Source organism: Clostridioides sp. LIBA-7678 (assembly GCF_056716065.1).
This window is the reverse complement of the sequence record NZ_CP196987.1, coordinates 1,983,687-2,002,417: the sequence shown is the minus strand read 5'-3', so window position 1 is coordinate 2,002,417 and position 18,731 is coordinate 1,983,687. Positions and strand designations below refer to the sequence as shown.

17 protein-coding genes and 2 other annotated features are annotated in these 18,731 nt (G+C 26.9%); of the genes, 1 reads left to right on the top strand and 16 read right to left on the bottom strand.

What is annotated here, in order from left to right; all coding sequences use genetic code 11:
* Positions 1-2 precede the first annotated feature (2 nt).
* Positions 3-383, top strand: a complete 381-nt coding sequence (locus tag ACTG46_RS09690; RefSeq protein ID WP_054270268.1) for a DUF4363 family protein — start codon at positions 3-5, stop codon at positions 381-383.
* 124 nt (positions 384-507) lie between these two features.
* Here the strand turns inward: ACTG46_RS09690 and ACTG46_RS09685 are convergent, their stop codons facing one another.
* The 16 genes from ACTG46_RS09685 to ACTG46_RS09610 all read right to left on the bottom strand — a co-directional run bounded on the left by ACTG46_RS09685 (position 508) and on the right by ACTG46_RS09610 (position 18,724).
* Positions 508-1,671 (bottom strand): MerR family transcriptional regulator, encoded by a 1,164-nt coding sequence (locus ACTG46_RS09685; RefSeq protein WP_479924018.1) that lies wholly within the window; start codon positions 1,669-1,671, stop codon positions 508-510.
* Positions 1,672-1,877: 206 nt separating this feature from the next.
* The gene (locus ACTG46_RS09680) at positions 1,878-2,930 is read right to left on the bottom strand and encodes a BtrH N-terminal domain-containing protein (protein WP_479924017.1); all 1,053 of its coding nucleotides are present in this window, start codon (positions 2,928-2,930) and stop codon (positions 1,878-1,880) included.
* 239 nt (positions 2,931-3,169) lie between these two features.
* Complete coding sequence (locus ACTG46_RS09675; RefSeq protein WP_054270265.1) at positions 3,170-4,369, bottom strand: argininosuccinate synthase; 1,200 nt, start codon at positions 4,367-4,369, stop codon at positions 3,170-3,172.
* Positions 4,370-4,628: 259 nt separating this feature from the next.
* Positions 4,629-4,836 (bottom strand) — a binding site (T-box leader).
* Positions 4,837-4,949: 113 nt separating this feature from the next.
* Positions 4,950-5,687, bottom strand: coding sequence for a tRNA pseudouridine(38-40) synthase TruA (gene truA / locus ACTG46_RS09670; protein WP_054270264.1), 738 nt, complete (start codon positions 5,685-5,687; stop codon positions 4,950-4,952).
* A 21-nt stretch (positions 5,688-5,708) separates the two neighbouring features.
* Positions 5,709-7,142: a cell wall metabolism sensor histidine kinase WalK gene (gene walK, locus ACTG46_RS09665; RefSeq protein WP_479924016.1), complete on the bottom strand. Its 1,434-nt coding sequence runs from the start codon at positions 7,140-7,142 to the stop codon at positions 5,709-5,711.
* 2 nt (positions 7,143-7,144) lie between these two features.
* Positions 7,145-7,843: a cell wall metabolism DNA-binding response regulator WalR gene (gene walR, locus ACTG46_RS09660; protein WP_054270262.1), complete on the bottom strand. Its 699-nt coding sequence runs from the start codon at positions 7,841-7,843 to the stop codon at positions 7,145-7,147.
* A gap of 28 nt (positions 7,844-7,871) precedes the next feature.
* Positions 7,872-9,251, bottom strand: coding sequence for a hypothetical protein (locus ACTG46_RS09655; RefSeq protein WP_054276673.1), 1,380 nt, complete (start codon positions 9,249-9,251; stop codon positions 7,872-7,874).
* 159 nt (positions 9,252-9,410) lie between these two features.
* On the bottom strand, positions 9,411-10,559 hold the full coding sequence (locus tag ACTG46_RS09650) for a THUMP domain-containing class I SAM-dependent RNA methyltransferase (RefSeq protein ID WP_054270260.1): 1,149 nt from the start codon (positions 10,557-10,559) through the stop codon (positions 9,411-9,413).
* Between the two features lie 53 nt (positions 10,560-10,612).
* Positions 10,613-11,416, bottom strand: coding sequence for an ATP-dependent sacrificial sulfur transferase LarE (gene larE, locus ACTG46_RS09645; protein WP_479924015.1), 804 nt, complete (start codon positions 11,414-11,416; stop codon positions 10,613-10,615).
* Positions 11,417-11,800: 384 nt separating this feature from the next.
* The gene (locus ACTG46_RS09640) at positions 11,801-12,502 is read right to left on the bottom strand and encodes a DUF4253 domain-containing protein (protein ID WP_054276671.1); all 702 of its coding nucleotides are present in this window, start codon (positions 12,500-12,502) and stop codon (positions 11,801-11,803) included.
* 633 nt (positions 12,503-13,135) lie between these two features.
* Entirely contained in the window at positions 13,136-13,498 is a 363-nt protein-coding gene (locus tag ACTG46_RS09635; protein WP_207713539.1) for an arsenate reductase family protein, read from the bottom strand.
* A gap of 284 nt (positions 13,499-13,782) precedes the next feature.
* Positions 13,783-14,454 (bottom strand): amino acid ABC transporter ATP-binding protein, encoded by a 672-nt coding sequence (locus ACTG46_RS09630; RefSeq protein WP_054270256.1) that lies wholly within the window; start codon positions 14,452-14,454, stop codon positions 13,783-13,785.
* Positions 14,455-14,485: 31 nt separating this feature from the next.
* Positions 14,486-15,097 (bottom strand): amino acid ABC transporter permease, encoded by a 612-nt coding sequence (locus ACTG46_RS09625; protein WP_021384590.1) that lies wholly within the window; start codon positions 15,095-15,097, stop codon positions 14,486-14,488.
* 37 nt (positions 15,098-15,134) lie between these two features.
* The gene (locus ACTG46_RS09620; RefSeq protein WP_054270255.1) at positions 15,135-15,938 is read right to left on the bottom strand and encodes an amino acid ABC transporter substrate-binding protein; all 804 of its coding nucleotides are present in this window, start codon (positions 15,936-15,938) and stop codon (positions 15,135-15,137) included.
* A gap of 126 nt (positions 15,939-16,064) precedes the next feature.
* Positions 16,065-16,327, bottom strand: a binding site (T-box leader).
* A gap of 85 nt (positions 16,328-16,412) precedes the next feature.
* Entirely contained in the window at positions 16,413-17,720 is a 1,308-nt protein-coding gene (locus tag ACTG46_RS09615; protein WP_054270254.1) for a YopA family protein, read from the bottom strand.
* A gap of 560 nt (positions 17,721-18,280) precedes the next feature.
* Positions 18,281-18,724: a SufBD protein gene (locus ACTG46_RS09610; RefSeq protein ID WP_479924014.1), complete on the bottom strand. Its 444-nt coding sequence runs from the start codon at positions 18,722-18,724 to the stop codon at positions 18,281-18,283.
* Between the last annotated feature and the right edge of the window lie 7 nt (positions 18,725-18,731).

The window sequence follows — 18,731 nt, the reverse complement described above, 5'->3', positions numbered from 1 at the left end:
TATTGAAATCTACAACATTTGTTATAACATGGGCTATTTTATTCTTATTATTTGGATTTTATGTCAATAATAAACTATACGACTTTACAGATGGCTACAAAAATAATATGTCTGTTTTGGAAAAATATATAGAAAATGAGGATTGGGAAAAAGCTCAAAAAGAAGCTGATTCCATATCTACAAGATGGAATAAAGAAAAAAATCATTGGTACAAAGTTTTAAATCATGAGTACTTTGATGAAATAGGTCTAAAGTTTAATATTCTTGATAAGACAATTTACACTGAAAATAAATTAAGGTCTTTAGAAGAAGTCGAAAGTATAAAAACATATTTAGGAAATATTGTTGAAAGTGTTAAATTTGATGTAAACTATATATTTTAACAACTTAAGCAAGGATATAAATAAAAGTAAGATAATTTATATCCTTGTTTTAATGCTTTTACTAAATATCTTAACAAAGTGTATAGATTTTTACTTCAAAGTTTGTAATAGTTATTGACTTTACTTATAAATTGTTACTATCAAAATAAAATTTAAAAGCTTCTCCAATAAACTTGGATGTACCATCACCGTATTTATTATCAGTTATTTTTATGTATGTAGAATTTGATAAATAAAGTTCTGCCATATAATCAAAATATCTCTCTCCATTATCTATTTTATAAAATTCATTGCTCTTTTTCATTTCATTGTCTATTTCTTCAATAATACTTTGAACTTCTTTTGATGAGCAATCCCTACTCAAATCTGATACTAGTTTTTCATGCAAGATATTTATCTTAGGCTTTTTATCTCCTAAATAAATCTCTAAGGTTTGTCCAATAAACTTTCCTGCTCCATCTCCATATTTTTCATCTATATTTTTTATCCATATAGGATTTACCAAATAATTTTGTACCATACTGTACCAATTATCATCTCCAGTATCCATGTAAAAAATTTCATAATCTTTCTTAGATATATCTGTTATCTCTCTCGCTATTTCTTGAAGTTCTTTTGAAGAAGGATTCTTACTTAAGTCTTCTACAAGCTCTCTATATAATTCTTTTAATTTAGTATGTTTTTCTTTCAAACAATCATTTTTATACATATCAAATTTTTCTCCTAAACTCAATATATCACTGCTAAAGTTTGTTTTTATAGCTTTTGCAAACTTCTCAATAGTTCCATATTGTTTTATAGCCATTTTAGCAATTTTTTCCTCACTAGATTTAACTTTTTCAATAAGTTCATCATATCTTTCTACATTACCATAAATTTTAATTATCTTATTTTTATGCTCTTTTTTAAATTCTTCTAGTACATTAAAATACTCACTCATGTCAAACTCTTTAAAATTAATACTACTCTCTCCTTTTATAGCTTTGTTTATCAGCTCTATTAATTCATCCAATCTTTTTCGCTTTAAAATGAGTAATTTCTTTTGATTTTTTAAAGCTTCTACTTTATCAAAGTATTGGCTTGACATTATCTCTTTAACTTCCTTCAAAGGTATGTCAATCTCTTTAAAAAATAAAATTTGTTGGAGAGTCTTAATAGCTTCATCATCATAAAGTCTATACCCTACATCTGTAATTTTATTTGGTTTTAAAAGACCTATTTCATCATAGTAGTGTAATGCTCTTACGCTTACTCCTGTTAAATCTGAAACCTGCTTTACTGTTCTCATATCAACACCTCAAAACTTGATTTTATAGCTATCAATATTTACTAATACATCCATGCTATATTTTCATATTACACTATTACGTTATGTCAGGGTCAATAAAAATATCTTTATTATAAACAACTGTATTCATTTAAAATATTTTACAAAGAATATGAATTAGCCTATCTTCTGTAAAGTTAATACCCTTTGAAAGACATATATATTTTTTATACATCTAATATCGAATATACTTCTTTCATATTCTTCAAAATCTCAGAAAAAAGTAAAGGAAGTTGTCCTGTATCATCACTCTTTTGAGTTAAATAATCTATTATGATATTAGATATTATCTCAATCATAGTAGCACTTTTATCAAATATCTCAGCTCCTTGTATGAAGGTGTCATTCTTATATTCTTCTCCAAGTTGGTTAAGCATTCTGCTCATTTTATCAAAACCTCCTTTAAATTTGACGTTATCTGGTTCTTTAATTCCCTTAATTGCATTTGGAACGGTTGGTACTGTCCCAAAAAACATAACTATATTAGATAATATCTTATCATAATCATCTTTTTCCAGTTCATTTTTCCATTGCGGCAATTCTTTGATAAACTTTTCAAAACCTTTGTATCCCAAAAATCCTTTAGGTGGATTTAAAAACATATTACCCTTTATAGTAAGTGCTTCTCTTGCAATCTCATATTTACTCTTTAAACTAGTCATTCTAACTGTGCAAATAGTATTCGCCTTACTCAATCCTAAATAACTACAATTCATACTTTGGCGTAATTCCTCATAAGATAGGTATAATAACTCAGTCCTTCCACAATCATACAGGTATATTCTTTCTTTTTCATCATCATATCCTACCATTAATATGTAATGAAAAGGAATATGTTCTTTATGGTATAATTTCTGATAATATGGTAAATGATACATATCTAAGGCTCCTAAAATAACTGGATACCCATTATCAATTTCATATTTTGCTTTTTTTAATGCTCGCTCATATCTTCTAAATTCATAATGCTTGTATTCAAAACCAACAATTGGTGCTAAAAATTCATACATCTTTTTTGTTCTTCCATCTCCCAAAGCTACCATTCTTTTCAATTCTGCTTTATCTGTTTTCATATAACAAAAGGAACCAAAACCTGATAATAAAAAGAAAAAATCATTTGGAAGGCATTCACCTGTTTTATTCATATATAAATCTTCTATACCATTCCACATGCACTCATAATCATGTGAATGATGTTTAATTTCAATTATTTTTCTCATATATTCGTTCTCCTTACTATAAATTTTTATTAGATTTAGTATAAACCCTCTTACAGTGAGAGAGTCAATAACTTTTATGCCTATGAAATTTATATTTAAGGGAATTACATTTTTCTATTACTAAATTATTTGAAATTACACTATATCTTATTATATTGTGTAACATAATAAATCTAGATAAAAAAAGAGCATATAAAAACTAAAAACAGTTTTTATACACTCTTAATCAACTTATTATATTATTTTCCAGCCTTCATAGCTCTAATTTTTAATGGTAAAGTAAATAGATTAATAAATCCTTCTGCATCTTTGTGGTCATAAAGTTCACTGTCTCCAAAAGAAGATATTCCTTCATCATAAAGAGCATTTTCAGTAAATATTCCAGCAGGTTTTATATTACCCTTGTAAAGTTTAACTTTTACTGTTCCAGTAACATTGTCTTGAGTTTGCTCCATAAATGCATCTATAGATTCTCTTAACTTACAATACCATAATCCATTGTAAATAAGTTCTCCATATTTATAAGATACCATTTGTTTAAAATGTAATGTATCCTTGTCTAAAGTAGCACTTTCTAAAATATTATGTGCTTCATAAAGAATTGTTCCTCCTGGAGTCTCATATACACCTCTTGATTTCATACCAACAAGTCTATTTTCAACTATATCTATAACACCAATTCCATGTTTACAACCTAATTCATTTAATTTGTGAATTAATGCAACTGGAGATAATTCTTCACCATTTACCTTTTTAGGAACACCTTTTTCAAAGTAAACTTCTACATATTCAGCTACATCACATGCATCTTCTGGGTCTACACATTGTTTGTAAACATCTTTCTTATGTTCATTTTGTAGATGCTCTATATCTCCACCTTCAGTTGATACATGCCAAAGGTTAGCATCTACTGAATATATTTTAGCTTTAGTTGCTGTTACCTTTATATTATGCTTTTCTGCATAGTCTATAGCATCTTCTCTTGATTTTATATCCCATATTCTCCAAGGTGCAATAACTTTTATAGTTGGGTCAAGAGCTGCAATTGTAGCTTCAAATCTAACTTGGTCATTACCTTTTCCTGTACAACCATGACATATATATTTTGCACCTTCTTTATGAGCAACTTCAACTAGTTTCTTAGCTATTATAGGTCTTGCTAAAGAAGTACCTAATAAGTATTTTCCTTCATATTTAGCTTCTGCTTTTACAGCCTTGAATATAGTTTCAGTTACAAATTCTTCACTTATATCATCCACATATGCTTTTGATGCTCCACTTTGTAAAGCCTTTTCATAAACATCTTCCATTTTATCTTCTTGACCTACATTTCCACAAACAGCTATAACATCTATATCTTCATAATTTTCCTTTAACCAAGGTATTATGATTGATGTATCAAGTCCTCCTGAATATGCTAATACTACTTTTTCCTTCATTTTTAATTCCTCCCAATTTTAAATTATGATTTTTATTTTTTGTTTAATAGCAATTCTTAATATTGAATGATTTTAAGAATTTAAATTAACTTAAAATCATTTTAATACTAAAAAAGCCTCTCAGTATTTTTAAATACTAAGAGGCGAAATATCCGCGGTACCACTCTTATTGATAAACTTAGCTAATCAATTAGTAAACGTTCAACATACTAAATAAACATTAGTAATTAAATATATTAAAAAACGCCTCTTGGAAAAACCAAGAGACGAAATATATCCGCGTTACCACTCTAATTGATAAGATAAACTTATCCACTCTTTCTCTTAAGGCGAGATTACCTACTAACATACTAAATTCAATTAGCATCCTCCAAAGTTCTTTTCACTAATACTCATTTGCTAAGCTTCCACCATCCTTAGCTCTCTATAAAACACATAGAAGTTACTCTCTTTCTCACAGGATTTAAATATAAAGTTTTTCATATCTCTCTTATAAAATATATAATAGTTTATTTTTCCATTTATGTCAACTATATAATTTATTTTATTTTTGTTTTAAGAAGATTTTCTACTTTATTCACTAATATCTCACTTTCCAAAGACATAACCCTTTAGCTGGTGCTGTATCTGATGCTTGACTTCTATCCTTAGATTCAAGCATAGACTTAATATCTTGTGGGGCTTTTCTTTTAAGACCTACTTCTATCAAAGCTCCCACTATTATTCTTACCATGTTATATAAAAATCCATTTCCTTCAATGTATATTTCTATAACATTATCATCTTCTTTTATATTTATTGAATAAATCTCTCTTATATTCGACTTTTTCTTAGACTTAGAAGAAGCAAAACTAGTAAAATCATGTTCTCCTATTAAGTACTCACTTGCTTTTATCATTCTATCTAAATCCAATTTTTTACTTACATGAGTAGCATATTTTCTTATAAAAGGATTGTGATATTTGTTATTGTCAATTTTATACATATAAGTCTTTGACTTTACATTATATCTTGAGTGAAATCTTTCATCAACTTCTTCAACAGTTTTTACGACTATATCTTCTGGTAAATATTCATATAAGTATTTTTGGATTTTATCTACTGACTCTGTACAACTTGTTCTAAAATTTATTACTTGTCCTCTAGCATGAGCTCCCATATCAGTTCTTCCAGAACCAATTATCTCAACTGTTTCATTAGTCATTTTACTTAAGACAGTTTCAAGTTTTTCTTGTATAGTCATATTATTATCACCTAGTTTTTGGTACCCTTTATATCTTGAGCCATCATATGCTACTATCATTTTTATGTTTCTCATCTTAATCCTCTTTCTAAGAATTTATGCTTGTTTAGCAAATTTATTTTTTATATTAAAAGTTATTTTTGTTCCAACATTCTTTTCACTTTCTATTTTCATTCTTCCACCATGAAGTTTTACAATTTCATTACTAATTGCTAGACCTAACCCACTACCAGCTTTATTGTAATCTTCTTGGAAGAACTTATCTAATACTTTATTTAGATTTTGTTTTTCTATGCCTGAGCCATTGTCTTCAACTGATATAGTTGTTATATCTTCATTTTGAGAAGCTACAACTTTTATGTAACCACCTTGACCAGTAAATTTAAATGAATTCTGTATTAAATTTATAAGAACTTGTCTTAATCTGTTCTTATCTCCTTGAATATTCTCTATAAACTCATTTTCAAATTCAAACAAAAGTGCTATATCTTTTTCAGCTGCTTTAACTTTAAGCTGATTCACAACACCTACAACCAAACCTTCAACATCAACTATATCAACATGAAGTTTTATTCTATCTGAAGAAAGTCTTGAAAAATCCAATAATTCTTCCACAAGTTTTATAAGTCTTTCTGTTTCATCTTGTATAATACCTAAACCTAAGTCTAACTCTTCTCTTGTTATACTTTCATAACCTAAAGTTTCACTCCATCCCTTTATTGATGTAAGAGGGGTCCTTAGTTCATGTGATACAGAAGATATAAATTCTTCTTTTAATTTTTCACTCTTATCAATCTCATGTGCCATATGTTCAAATGTCTGTGCCAAATCACCAATCTCATCATCTACAATTTTCATATTTTCTAACTTTATATTATAATTTCCTACAGCCAATTCATTTGCAAATTTCTTTAATTCTCGTAATGGTTTTATAAGAGTCTCAGCAAATTTAAGACTTATTAGTATAGCTATAATAAGTATAAATATACCAGCTAATATAAGCCATGTAGCTTGCTTTAATATTGCATTATCAATAGCATCTAATGAAACTGTATATCTAACAACACCTTCTATTATATTATTTACCTTAAGTGGCAGAGAAATACTCATAACATGTTCTCCAGTATCTGCTATTCTATAGGTATATGGTGTTAAGTTTTTTGTCTTTATATCTTTTAGTGCATTATTAACATCTTCATAATTTGCTTTTTCTTTACTCTTAAAACCATATTGGTCTAATATAATATTTTTATTCTTATCTATTATTGAAATTCCAAATTCTGAATTCTTAGTTAATGGTTGCTTATCAAATATGTTTTTTACTTTTTTCTCAAAGCTTGTAGTCTCCATTGTAATAGCGTTATATTCATCAGCATATTTTATTTCAGATTCAAGTAGTTGTTTGACAGAATCATAGTAATAGTTTTGTATATAAAACATAAACAATCCTTCAAACAGAGTAACCATTATAATAATTATTATAAAGTAGTTTTTTATTACTTTTTTTCTCAGACCTTCAAAATGTAACACTATTATTCTTCCTTTCTAAAACAGTATCCATAACCCCAAATAGTTTGTATATATTTTGGTTTTGATGGGTCATCCTCTATTTTATTTCTTATCCTTCTTATATTTACATCTACTATTTTAAAATCATATAAATAATTAGTTCCCCAAACTTCATCTAGTATCTGGTCTCTACTTAATGACTGCTTAGCATTTGATATCAAATATTTCACTATTGAAAATTCGGTTGGAGTAAGCTCAATTTCTTTTCCATTTTTAAATAATTTTCTCTTATCTATATCAAGTATAAATGGAGGAGAAACTATCTCACTTGACTTAACACTTGAATCATCCTTTGCTACTCTTCTAAGAAGAGCAGAAACCCTGACTAAAAGTTCTTTTATACTAAATGGTTTTATGATGTAATCATCTGCTCCTGAAATAAATCCTTCTATTTTATCATCTTCTTGGGCTTTAGCAGTGAGCATTATTATTCCTACTTGGTCAAAATTTTCCCTTATAAATTTACATACCTCTATTCCACTTATATCTGGAAGCATTACATCCAAAAGAGCTATTGTAATGTCACTTTCTGTTGTCATTTTTTCTATAGCTTCTCTCCCAGTACCTGCCTCAACTATCTCATAACCTTCTCTTTTTAAGTTTATACTAACAAAACTTCTAATCCCAATTTCATCTTCTAGTATAAGTATTTTTTCCTTCATAAAATAAAACCTCCAATTGAGTATAATATTAACCATATATTAATGAGAAATATTCTTTTAATGCGTCTATAGTAATATCTAGATTATCCATTTCATTTGCATTGTTTATGACTAGCAAGAAAGTGTATTCATCACTCTCTTGAAGTACAATAGAATTTTGAGCATTTGGATTTTTTCTATCTTCAAGTTTATTTTTACTCTCTACTACTATATTAAACAAATTCTTACGATCTGAATAGTCAAAATAATAAAATTTAAATACTGCTTTTTCTCCAACAAATTCTTGTTCAACAAGTATTTTGTCAAATAAATTGTTTGGAATAAACAATTTAAAATTATATTTATAGTTATAATATATCTGACTTGTAAATATTAAGCTTGAACTAGCATCTTCTTTTCCATTCCATCTATACCAACTTATATTTGCAGATGCTTTAGAACTGTAAGTGTTTCTATTGTTTCCTGCTACTATAGGTATTTCTATAATCTTATCTTTATCAATATCATCTACAGGTATGTAATAAGATTTAGTAATAGTTTTATCATAATCACTAAAAGCTTTTTTAATTTTTCCATCTTTCATATAAAGTATCTGTGTAATATAATTATTATCCTTTAATATAGGAATATCAAGCACAGCTCCTTTTATAGCTGCAGACGAATTTCCAATAGATGAAGCAACATTACCTAAAGTTATATATAGTTCACTCAAATTCTTCACATTTTCAAACTTAACATAATCCTTGATTTTCATATTCCCATCAAAATTTGCGACACTTGCAAACATTTCATTAGTTTTATTATTCAAATGAAGCATCAATATTTCCAATTTGTCATCTCCATCTATATATCCAATTTTCACTTTCATGTCATTAAAATCGTCTTTGTTTGGAAGCCATGACGCATCTAAATCATACACCTTTGTTATTTCATTATCTTTTACTTTATATATATGCATATTAGTTTTATCTTTGGATTTAATCAGTAAAACCACTTCTTTATATCCATCTGAATCCAAATCATAAAAATTAGCATACTCTATTGACTCACCATTTTCTAAAAAATGGTCACCAAGTACATATTTTTCTCCATTATAACTTAAAGTTACAAACCCTACCTGAGTTACATTATTACTTAAATCTTCTTTTTGTTCAAATACTACTAATTCATCAACTCCATCACCATTTAAATCTACTTTATTTATTTTTCCTACTTCTTTTGCATTAGAAGGTAATATCATAGATGAATCTGGTTTTAGTAACTGGTCAATACCATCATACAGTACTTTTTTTGTATCATCATAATCAGGTATCTTTGCTAATTGTTCTGGAGATTCAGTTTTAATATTACATCCAGTAACAAATAGCATCATTAGGGCTACTACAGTAATAAGTTTTAATACTTTCATTTAACTCCTCCTAATCCTATCAATCTTGAATTTTGCTCACAAAAATCTCCTCACAATAATTAGACGTTTCAAGTCGTTATAATGTTTTACTTATTTTAATAAAACTTTATATTTTTTTTAATAAAACTTTATACTTTTTATCCATAAATAATATGAAAGCTATTTATTGTTTCTAGGAGGCTTAGGACCTGGATATTGGAAAAAGTTAGTTTTTAACATACCATTATACAATTTTCTTTTTTTATCTGCCTTTTGTCCAAATTCATATTCAAAATCTTCATAAGATGTTATTAAATAATACGACCAATTTTTTAATCTTCTGAATGCATAACCAAGCTCTTTATACAATTGTTTAACACTATCTTTATCTTCTAATCTTTCTCCATAAGGAGGATTAGTAATTATAAATCCAAACTCATCTTCACTTTTAAATTGAGTTGCATCTCCTATATTAAATTCTATATATTCATCTACACCTGCTATTTCAGCATTTTCTCTAGCTATATCTATACATTCTGCATCTATATCATATCCATAAATCTTAAATTTAGTTTCATTATCTATCTTATTAAAAGCATCTTTTCTTATATCCCACCATATTTTTTTATCAAGAGTTCTCCATTTTTCTGATATAAATTCTCTATTTAAACCAGGTGCCATATTTATACCTATCATAGCGGCTTCAATCAATATAGTACCAGAACCACACATAGGGTCCACTAGAATTCTACCTGCTTTCCATGGTGTTAAATAAATAAGCCCAGAAGCTAAAGTCTCTCTTATTGGTGCTTTATTTGCTTTTTCTCTATATCCTCTCTTATGCAAAGCATCTCCAGTTGTATCTATAGAAATAGTTACCTTATCTTTATGTATAAATACAAAGATAGGATATTTCTCTTTATCTTCTTTAAGCAAACCTTCTTCCAAGTAACTTTTCTTTAAGCTTTCTACGATAGCTTTTTTTACTATAGCTTGTACATCTGGTGTACTGTATAATTTTGATTTTATGGAAGAAGCCTTTGATATAGGAAATTGAGCTCCATAAGGTATATATCGAGACCAATTTATTCTTTTTGTATTTTCAAATAATTCATCAAAACTTTTTGCCTCAAATTCAGCAATTTTAAGATGTACTCTTTCAGCACATCTTAGCCACATATTTGATTTTGCTATTCCAAACTCATCAGTTTTATATGTTATTCTTCCATCTTCTGTTTTTATTATTTCATATCCTAAATTAGTAATTTCTCTAGCCAGCATTTTTTCCATCCCAAAAAAACATGGCGATATTAATGTATAATTTTTCATAAAACCTCCTGTTTCCTATATTAATTACAAAACTTATTTATTTTTTAAACAATCTACACATTTAAATTCATACTTCCCATTTTATACCCTGACATATCTAGTGTAACATATTTAAAGCCAAATATTTTTAATTTAGTATCAACTTTATTAAAATTGTTATTTTCAAAAAATTTACCTAATTCTTCCTGGTCAACCTCTATTCTAGCTATATCTCCATGCATTCTCACTCTAAATTGAGAAAAACCTAAATCAGATAAATAGTCTTCACTCTTTTCTATTATTCTTAGTTTTTCATTTGTTATTTGAACTCCATAAGGAATTCTACTTGCAAGACATGCAAATGATGGTTTATTAAAAGTATTTAATCCTAATTTTTTTGAAAGTAATCTAATTTCAGCTTTTTTCAAACTACTTTCTTTTAGTGGACTATTTACTTCTAACTCACTCAATGCTTTAAGCCCAGGTCTATAATCTCCTAAATCATCTATATTTGTTCCATCTACTATGTACTTTATATTATGTTCTTTTGCTACCTCTTTTATTTTAGAAAATATATATTTTTTGCAATGGTAACATCTATCAGTACCATTTTCTTTAAACTCCTTTAAATCAAAGTTTTCTATATTTAAGATGATATGTTTAACACCAAAATTTTTAGTATATTGTTTAGCTTCTTCAATCTCTCTACTTGAATGCATCATTGAATGTATAGTTACAGCTATAACATTTTCCCCTAATGTATCTTTTGCTACCTTAAGTAAAAAGTTGCTATCTACTCCACCAGAATAAGCAACTACAACACTTCCTAATTCAAGTAGTATTTCCTTTAATTTTTCTAATTTTTCTTCTTCATTCATAAAACAACCTCCATATCTAGAAAAACATGAACAATAAAATATTATATTATTTTTTACATTCTTAATGATTATAACATATAAAGTATTTATTTTATAAAATAGAATTATATTTAAACACGTTAATTACAATATCAAAGAATTTTTAAATCTGTATAATTTAAACATATTACTGTAATACACTGTATACTAAAAATGAAATAGTGTAATATAGTAATATGTTTAAAAGCCATGAAGTGGAAATAGCTATCCTCATGGCTGAATGCACAAATTTGTTTTAAGATAATTATTTTTCCATCAGTTATAATTGTAAATCACAAAAAAGATACTATCATATGAATTTTCTAAAACTTTTAATTTAATACTTATAGCTTACATGTATTTGTCTTAATCCCACCAAAAAAGCCATATTGTAGAACGCTGTAGTACTTCTTTAAGAACTTTTAATGTTTCATATCCTTGTACAATAATGTCTTCACAGTAGAGGACTAATTCAATACACAAGTCATCAAATTTTTTATTATCTTCAATTGGATTTTTTGCAGAATATTGAACCGTATCACTTCCAATTGCAATTGGAAATACTCCATATTTTTCGTACCAATATTTTGCAATAGCTATATGTTCTTCATCACTAGGACAATCATTAAATCCACCAATTGGTATATATGCAAATACTTCATATGGTTTAATTGTTGGAACTTTGGCTATGTAAACTTTGTTATTTTCTTGAAATATATCTATGTTTGTAATTGGACTAAAATTTTTATAATCATAAAAAGTGTCCTCAGAACCCATTAACTCTGTTAGCAATTCTGGAATCTCACACTTTCTAGAATTGAAGAATTCATTTACATCAATCTCATTACATTTCTCTAAACAATATTTTCTATAGTTTTCAAGAGAACCATACTCTTTATTAATCATATCTATATTTTCTCTTAATAACCCTACTTTTTCATCAATAATTATAATCGGTGTATATCCATTTTCTTTTCCATCTTCTCTCATTTTTTCAAATAAATCATCAATATCAATATCATTGTTCACAGGAACACATTCAAAACCATATAAATCTTCAATACTCATACTTATCTCCTATTCTTTTTAGATTTAATTCTTTTGAAAGTTTTCTTTTTTTGTTGTCAAGTTTTTAAATACTATTATTATTTGTAAAACTATAAGTATAGATGCAGTTTATAAAATATACTTACATAAGACAAAAGTTAATTTTATTTTTTGCATAAATAAGATATTTTTTATGACAATTCCCTTATATAAATATAATAGCACAAAACACATGTTCATGGTTAATAATAAGTGATTTTGTAATAATTCGTTGTATATTATACTATTTTAAGTAAAATAAATGATATTCTTTGTATAAGAAATAATATGTTTATTGATATGAAGTTTTTGGGGTTTAAATTTGTTAAGAATAATATTTTAATATTAGCAGATATACTTAAAAGAATAAATCTTGTTGTAATACTTAGATTCTAAATGTAGTCTTTTAAAATCCCATATAAAATTGCAGGAATCAATAAATTAAAATCAGAACTTAGGTTTGATAATATATTTATATATAATCTCATATAGTTCTTCTATTCTATAGAATCTAATAATTAGATAGATATATTTGCTAATTTATATATAAAAATCAGAGTTGATGTATAAATTTATAGGTGTATCAATTATTTTAATCAATACACCTACATACTTCTAATCTTCTTTTAATAAAGTATTTTTCCAAACATCTTCTTTGAAACCCAACAGTACATTTTCACCATCAAAAAGCAACGGTCTTTTAATAAGCATTCCATCACTTACTAATATTTCTAAAAGTTTATCATCAGATTCACTCTTTACAATATCTTTAAGACCCAATTCCCTATATTTCATACCACTTGTATTAAAAAATTTCTTTATATCATATCCACTAGTCTTGTAGATTGCTTCTAATTCATCTTTACTTGGAGGATTCTGAACCATGTCTATATCTTCAAACTCTAAATCATTTTCTTTAAGCCAATTTTTTGCTTTTCTAACAGTAGAACACTTTGTATATCCATATAATTTAATCATCATATTAAAATCCTTTCTAATTTTTTATTTTTATACCCATAATTTGCATATTATAACCAATTTATATCACAATCATCCTAAGCTTTCAATATAAAAAATTATTCTATTTTAAAACAATCATTAATTTATATTAAATATTTAAATTATTCTTTTATAATATATTAAACCTAATTAATCACTCAATATTAGATTAAATTTTTAAATAAAAAAAGGGCATAGTGTATTTGTTTTACTTAGCCCCTATTTATATTATAAATGTTCCTATAACTTCCATTTATAAAATATTAAACAATTTTTTCTTTGATTTGAACATTCTCTACTATACCGTCTTTTATACTTATAATCTTATCTGCAACATTATTTGAGAAAACAACATCATGCGTAATTATTAGTATAGTCATCCCTTTATCTTTAAGTCTGTTCATTATATTGACTACTCTTTGAATAGTATCAATATCAAGTGCAGAAGTAGGTTCATCAAAACAAAGAACCTTTGGCATTAGTGCACATGACCTAGCTATTGCGACTCTCTGTTGCTGTCCTCCTGATAATTCAAATGGATAGGAATTTAATTTATCCTCTAAATCAACTAATCTTAAAAGTTCTCTAGCCCTCTCTTCAGCTTCTTTTCTAGGAACTTTAAATACATTAACTGGAGACTCAATTATGTTTTCAAGAACTGTCATATGAGGAAATAAGTTAAAATTTTGAAAAACCATACCTATTTTTCCTCGTATCTTTGTCATATCTTTCTTATTTTTTATTATCTCATTATCTATTATAATCTCTCCACTATCAAATTCTTCAAGACCATTTATACATCTCAATATTGTAGTCTTTCCTGCACCAGATTTTCCAAGTAAAACTCCAATTTGACCTTCTTCTAACTCAAAAGAAATATCTTTAAGTACCTTATTTTTTTTAAATGATTTATTTAAGTTTTTAATTTTCAGCATGTAAAAAACCTCCTCCTATAATATTGTAACTTTATCTATAATAAGAATATTTTTTTTCAAGTAATTCAAATCCCTTAGTAAGTATAGCTACAAATATAAGATATATTGCCCCTGCCTCAAATAGTGGTAATAAGCTCGCTTCTCTGTTCATTGCTATTTGAGATATTCTTAAAATATCATTTAATCCTAATATATATACTAAAGATGTATCTTTTACTAATGTGATTACTTCATTTGAAATAGGTGCTAGTATTCTTTTAAAAACCTGTGGAAAGATTATTCTCTTATACATTGTAAATTTATCAAATCCTAGTACTTTTGAAGCTTCATATTGTCCTCTATCGATTGACTGTATTCCACCTCTAAATATTTCTGCAAAATATGCTGCATAATTTAAGAAGAAAGCTACTATTCCAGCTGTAAATCTGTCAAATACAATTCCTAAAAGAGGTAAGCCATAAAATATGACTATCATCTGTAAAAGTAAAGGCGTCCCTCTCATTATTAATATATAACATTGTGTAATACCACTTATTAATTTATTTTTTGATAATCTTAAAAATGCAACTGCAATCCCCAATGGAATTGATACTATCAATGTTATACAAAACATTGCTATAACTATCTCTAAACCTTGTAACATGCCTATAGTGCCCCCTTCTTAACAGCTAATCTATCTTTTACTTAAACCACTTATCATAAATTTTGTCAAAAGCTCCATCTTTTTTCATTTCTTTTAATGTTTCATTTATTTTCTTACAAAGTTCTGGATTTTCTTTAGAAGTTGCTACAACATAATCTTCTAATCCAAAATCTTCTTTTAACACTTTGTATTTATCTTCACCTTTTTGACCCATATAGTATCTAATTAAAACTTCATCACCAACAACTGCACTAGTTCTACCTATTTCTAAATCTCTAAGTGCTTTATCATAAGTATCATAAAGAACTGGTGCTCCACCTTTTAAGCTATTCATGAAATCTTTATCCTTTTCCACTGCATCAAGTGCTGTTGAACCTTGTTGTGTTCCAACTTCTTTATCTTTTAAATCTGCTTTTGAATTTACTTTTGAATCACTTAAAGTAACTATTATCTGTTTATTTTGTAAATATGGTTCTGTATATGATACTATTTTCTTTCTTTCATCTGTTATAGAGTACCCATTCCATAATACATCTACAGTCTTTGAGTCATTTAACTCAGTTTCTTTCATTGACCAATCTATTGGTTGGAACTTAACTTCCATTCCAAGTCTCTTAAATGTCTCTTTAGCTAACTCTACATCAAATCCTACAGTATCTCCTTTTTCATCTAAAAATCCCATTGGAACAAATGTATTATCAAACCCTACAATTACTTCTTTTTTTGCTTCTTTTGAAGCATCTTTGCCCTTTTCATCATTTGATTTTGAACAACCTGCCATTCCACTTACTAAGCCTAACATAATTGTAAATATTCCTAATTTTTTTAATATATTTTTCATAATATTCTCCCTCATCTTTTAAATTTTTAAATATTTTGATTATTTTTTAAAAAGTATATCTGTTGCAATATAATTCTCTGCGCGCTTAAAAAATTATATTAAAAAAACTCCCGTCTCTAGCTTCTGCTAGAGGACGGGAGTTGACTCTCGTGGTTCCACCTCTGTTCATTAATGCCTCACGACACTAACCTCTTTAAGTACAATAAAATAATTATACTCTAGCACTATAACGGGTGCAAGGATTCCGGAAAGCTCCTAATGAAGTATCTTTACTCTTTCAGAGTTCTGCTCAAAGATGTGTTCAAAGTAAAATCTATTGCTCCTCTCACCAATCGGAAACTCTCTGTTTAAGATTAACTACTTCTACTATTTCTTTTCTTAGCATTTAATGTTGTTTTGAATTGTTATTATGATATTGATTTTATAGCATAAGGCAATATCTGTCAATATATATTTTAAAATAAATATAAAAATTTAATTCCAAGGAACAACTTCTACTTCACCATAACATCGTTCTACTAATCTATTGGAATACTCACCTCTATACCCCAAAATAAAGAGTAAAACAAGCTCAATATATCTTGTTCCTATTGAGATTATATTCCAAATATCTTCAACTTCTAACACAGCTCTATGAGTTCTCCTGCTTGGATGAACTATACTGTTCCTTAAATAAATCACTAAATCTACCCCATCATCAAACTTGTTTTTTATTGTATTGTCAAATATATTTAATTCATGTTTTCCATATGGTATTTTGCATGTATCAAGTAATAGTCTTATATTTTTAGATGCTAAGTTACAATCAAAAGCTTCATCTGTAAGTATTTTATTTTGCTCTACTAAAATTACATATGATAGAGTTTCAAGTGCAATTTGTACAGATATTATGTTATTTTCCATAGTAACACTTCCAAGAGATTCTATATACCAGTCAGTAACACTTTTTATGGCAGAGCCATAATAAAAATCTTCTAATTTTTTGCACATAAGACTTATATATTTCTCCATATTATGATAGTTTGAAAGTGTATCTGACCATGTTGGTACATATCTAAATGGAGATATCTGATTTTCATTCCATATTCTATAGACTTCATTTCCACTTCTATATCCTTTGGCCAAACAAAATCCAACATACCTTCCACACATAAAACTCAAAGCTGTTGATATTCTATCTAAAAGATTTATTGTATTATTTGTTCTAAAAATTCTACCATCTTTTCTTCTAACTCTGCCTATATGAGTTATTATTGCTCCAGACTTAGACCTTAAATCTGACTTAAGTTCTTTTCTATAATCATATCTTTTATCTATAGTCACAACATAATCATTTATATCAAATTCGATTCTACCTGCATATACTTTATCATTATATTTAATGAGTTTGCCTGGTATTTTATCTAAGTTTATTATATTAAAATCTACATGTTCAACATAAGAGTTTTTGGATTTTATACAGTCATCATTGATATATCCTTCTATAGTAACATCGCTTAAAGTGTTTATTGTTATGGAAATGATTTTATAACCATGAACTTCAAGAATAGCATTATCATAATCTAAAGCTAAATTATCATCATCATTATCTATTTCTTCAATACAACCTATATCTGCCTTAAAGTTTATAGATATTGGAGGTGTCATTTTATAATAAATTTTTCCATTACATCTATATTTTTTATCTAAATATATGCAAAACCGACCTTCATAGATATTAATATCTTCATTGATACCATAGCTTAAATACTCTGATGTTATAGCATCATCAATTGCTTTCATTTTAATTCCCACCTTTGCTTTTGTATAATAACATAGGGATTGTAGTTCTTTTTTATTTAGTAAAACTCAATCTATTATATAATTTAGCGTATTATTTCATTACTTATGTACTTTAATAATTTCCTATAAAAATAGTGTCATTCTAGTATCATCGTTTATTTAATACATTATGTAATTTATTTAAATTTAATTCTTTAAAAATTTATATTACTTACTTGCAATTTCTACAGTTTATTACATCCTTCCTTGTAATTATAGCATAGTTTTATAATTTCATATTATATATTTATTTCCTTTGTTTTTATTCATTTAGATATTATCATCACTATATATGTATTGTCAAAGAAAACATTTAATTTATCAAATATCTTATAACATATTACATAAGACCTTATATGTACATTATTTAGTTAAAAAACTAATAATCTTATCTTTTTTTAAATAATTTTTCAAACAAAAATGGCAGCTTTGATTTATTGTTTCAAAACTGCCATCAAACTGAAAATATTCTATTTTGATGTATAGAATTTTATCATTATATTAATAGTCTTTTACTTCCATCAATCTTCAAGCTTAGATAAAACTTCACTTATATCTTTTTCCACTAATGGTTTCATATTGTTATTATAAATACTTATGTTTGCATTACTTAACTCCATTTGTATACGATGGATAAGATTTTTTTTATGCTTTGTAATCTTAGGTAATGATTTAATAAACATTCTTGAAACAGAGGGTTTCTTATCTGCAATGTGACTTAAAATATAGTCTATATTTATTTCAATTTTATTTTCAGTATCCCATTGAGCATTTGCTGCTATTAATAGAAGTCCTCTTGCCCTAATATATGAGCTTTCATTATTGAGCATCTCTAAAAATGAATCAAAAAAACAATATGTAATATTTGATTTCATACTTTCATTTTCTAAAAACAAAAAAGTTTTATATGCTTCATTGTGATTTTTTGAATATAATTTGTTAATAAGTAAATTTATATCTTCCAATCTTCTC

What these genes read in the sequence shown, in the direction of transcription:
- ACTG46_RS09655 (WP_054276673.1), bottom strand. Translation starts at nt 9,251, where the DNA reads ATGAAAGTATTAAAACTTATTACTGTAGTAGCCCTAATGATGCTATTT.
- ACTG46_RS09630 (WP_054270256.1), bottom strand. Translation starts at nt 14,454, where the DNA reads ATGCTGAAAATTAAAAACTTAAATAAATCATTTAAAAAAAATAAGGTA.
- ACTG46_RS09615 (WP_054270254.1), bottom strand. Translation starts at nt 17,720, where the DNA reads ATGAAAGCAATTGATGATGCTATAACATCAGAGTATTTAAGCTATGGT.
- ACTG46_RS09625 (WP_021384590.1), bottom strand. Translation starts at nt 15,097, where the DNA reads ATGTTACAAGGTTTAGAGATAGTTATAGCAATGTTTTGTATAACATTG.
- larE (WP_479924015.1), bottom strand. Translation starts at nt 11,416, where the DNA reads ATGAATGAAGAAGAAAAATTAGAAAAATTAAAGGAAATACTACTTGAA.
- walR (WP_054270262.1), bottom strand. Translation starts at nt 7,843, where the DNA reads ATGAAGGAAAAAATACTTATACTAGAAGATGAAATTGGGATTAGAAGT.
- truA (WP_054270264.1), bottom strand. Translation starts at nt 5,687, where the DNA reads ATGAGAAACATAAAAATGATAGTAGCATATGATGGCTCAAGATATAAA.
- ACTG46_RS09640 (WP_054276671.1), bottom strand. Translation starts at nt 12,502, where the DNA reads ATGAGTATTGAAGATTTATATGGTTTTGAATGTGTTCCTGTGAACAAT.
- ACTG46_RS09685 (WP_479924018.1), bottom strand. Translation starts at nt 1,671, where the DNA reads ATGAGAACAGTAAAGCAGGTTTCAGATTTAACAGGAGTAAGCGTAAGA.
- ACTG46_RS09650 (WP_054270260.1), bottom strand. Translation starts at nt 10,559, where the DNA reads ATGAAAAATTATACATTAATATCGCCATGTTTTTTTGGGATGGAAAAA.
- ACTG46_RS09635 (WP_207713539.1), bottom strand. Translation starts at nt 13,498, where the DNA reads ATGATTAAATTATATGGATATACAAAGTGTTCTACTGTTAGAAAAGCA.
- ACTG46_RS09620 (WP_054270255.1), bottom strand. Translation starts at nt 15,938, where the DNA reads ATGAAAAATATATTAAAAAAATTAGGAATATTTACAATTATGTTAGGC.
- ACTG46_RS09675 (WP_054270265.1), bottom strand. Translation starts at nt 4,369, where the DNA reads ATGAAGGAAAAAGTAGTATTAGCATATTCAGGAGGACTTGATACATCA.
- ACTG46_RS09680 (WP_479924017.1), bottom strand. Translation starts at nt 2,930, where the DNA reads ATGAGAAAAATAATTGAAATTAAACATCATTCACATGATTATGAGTGC.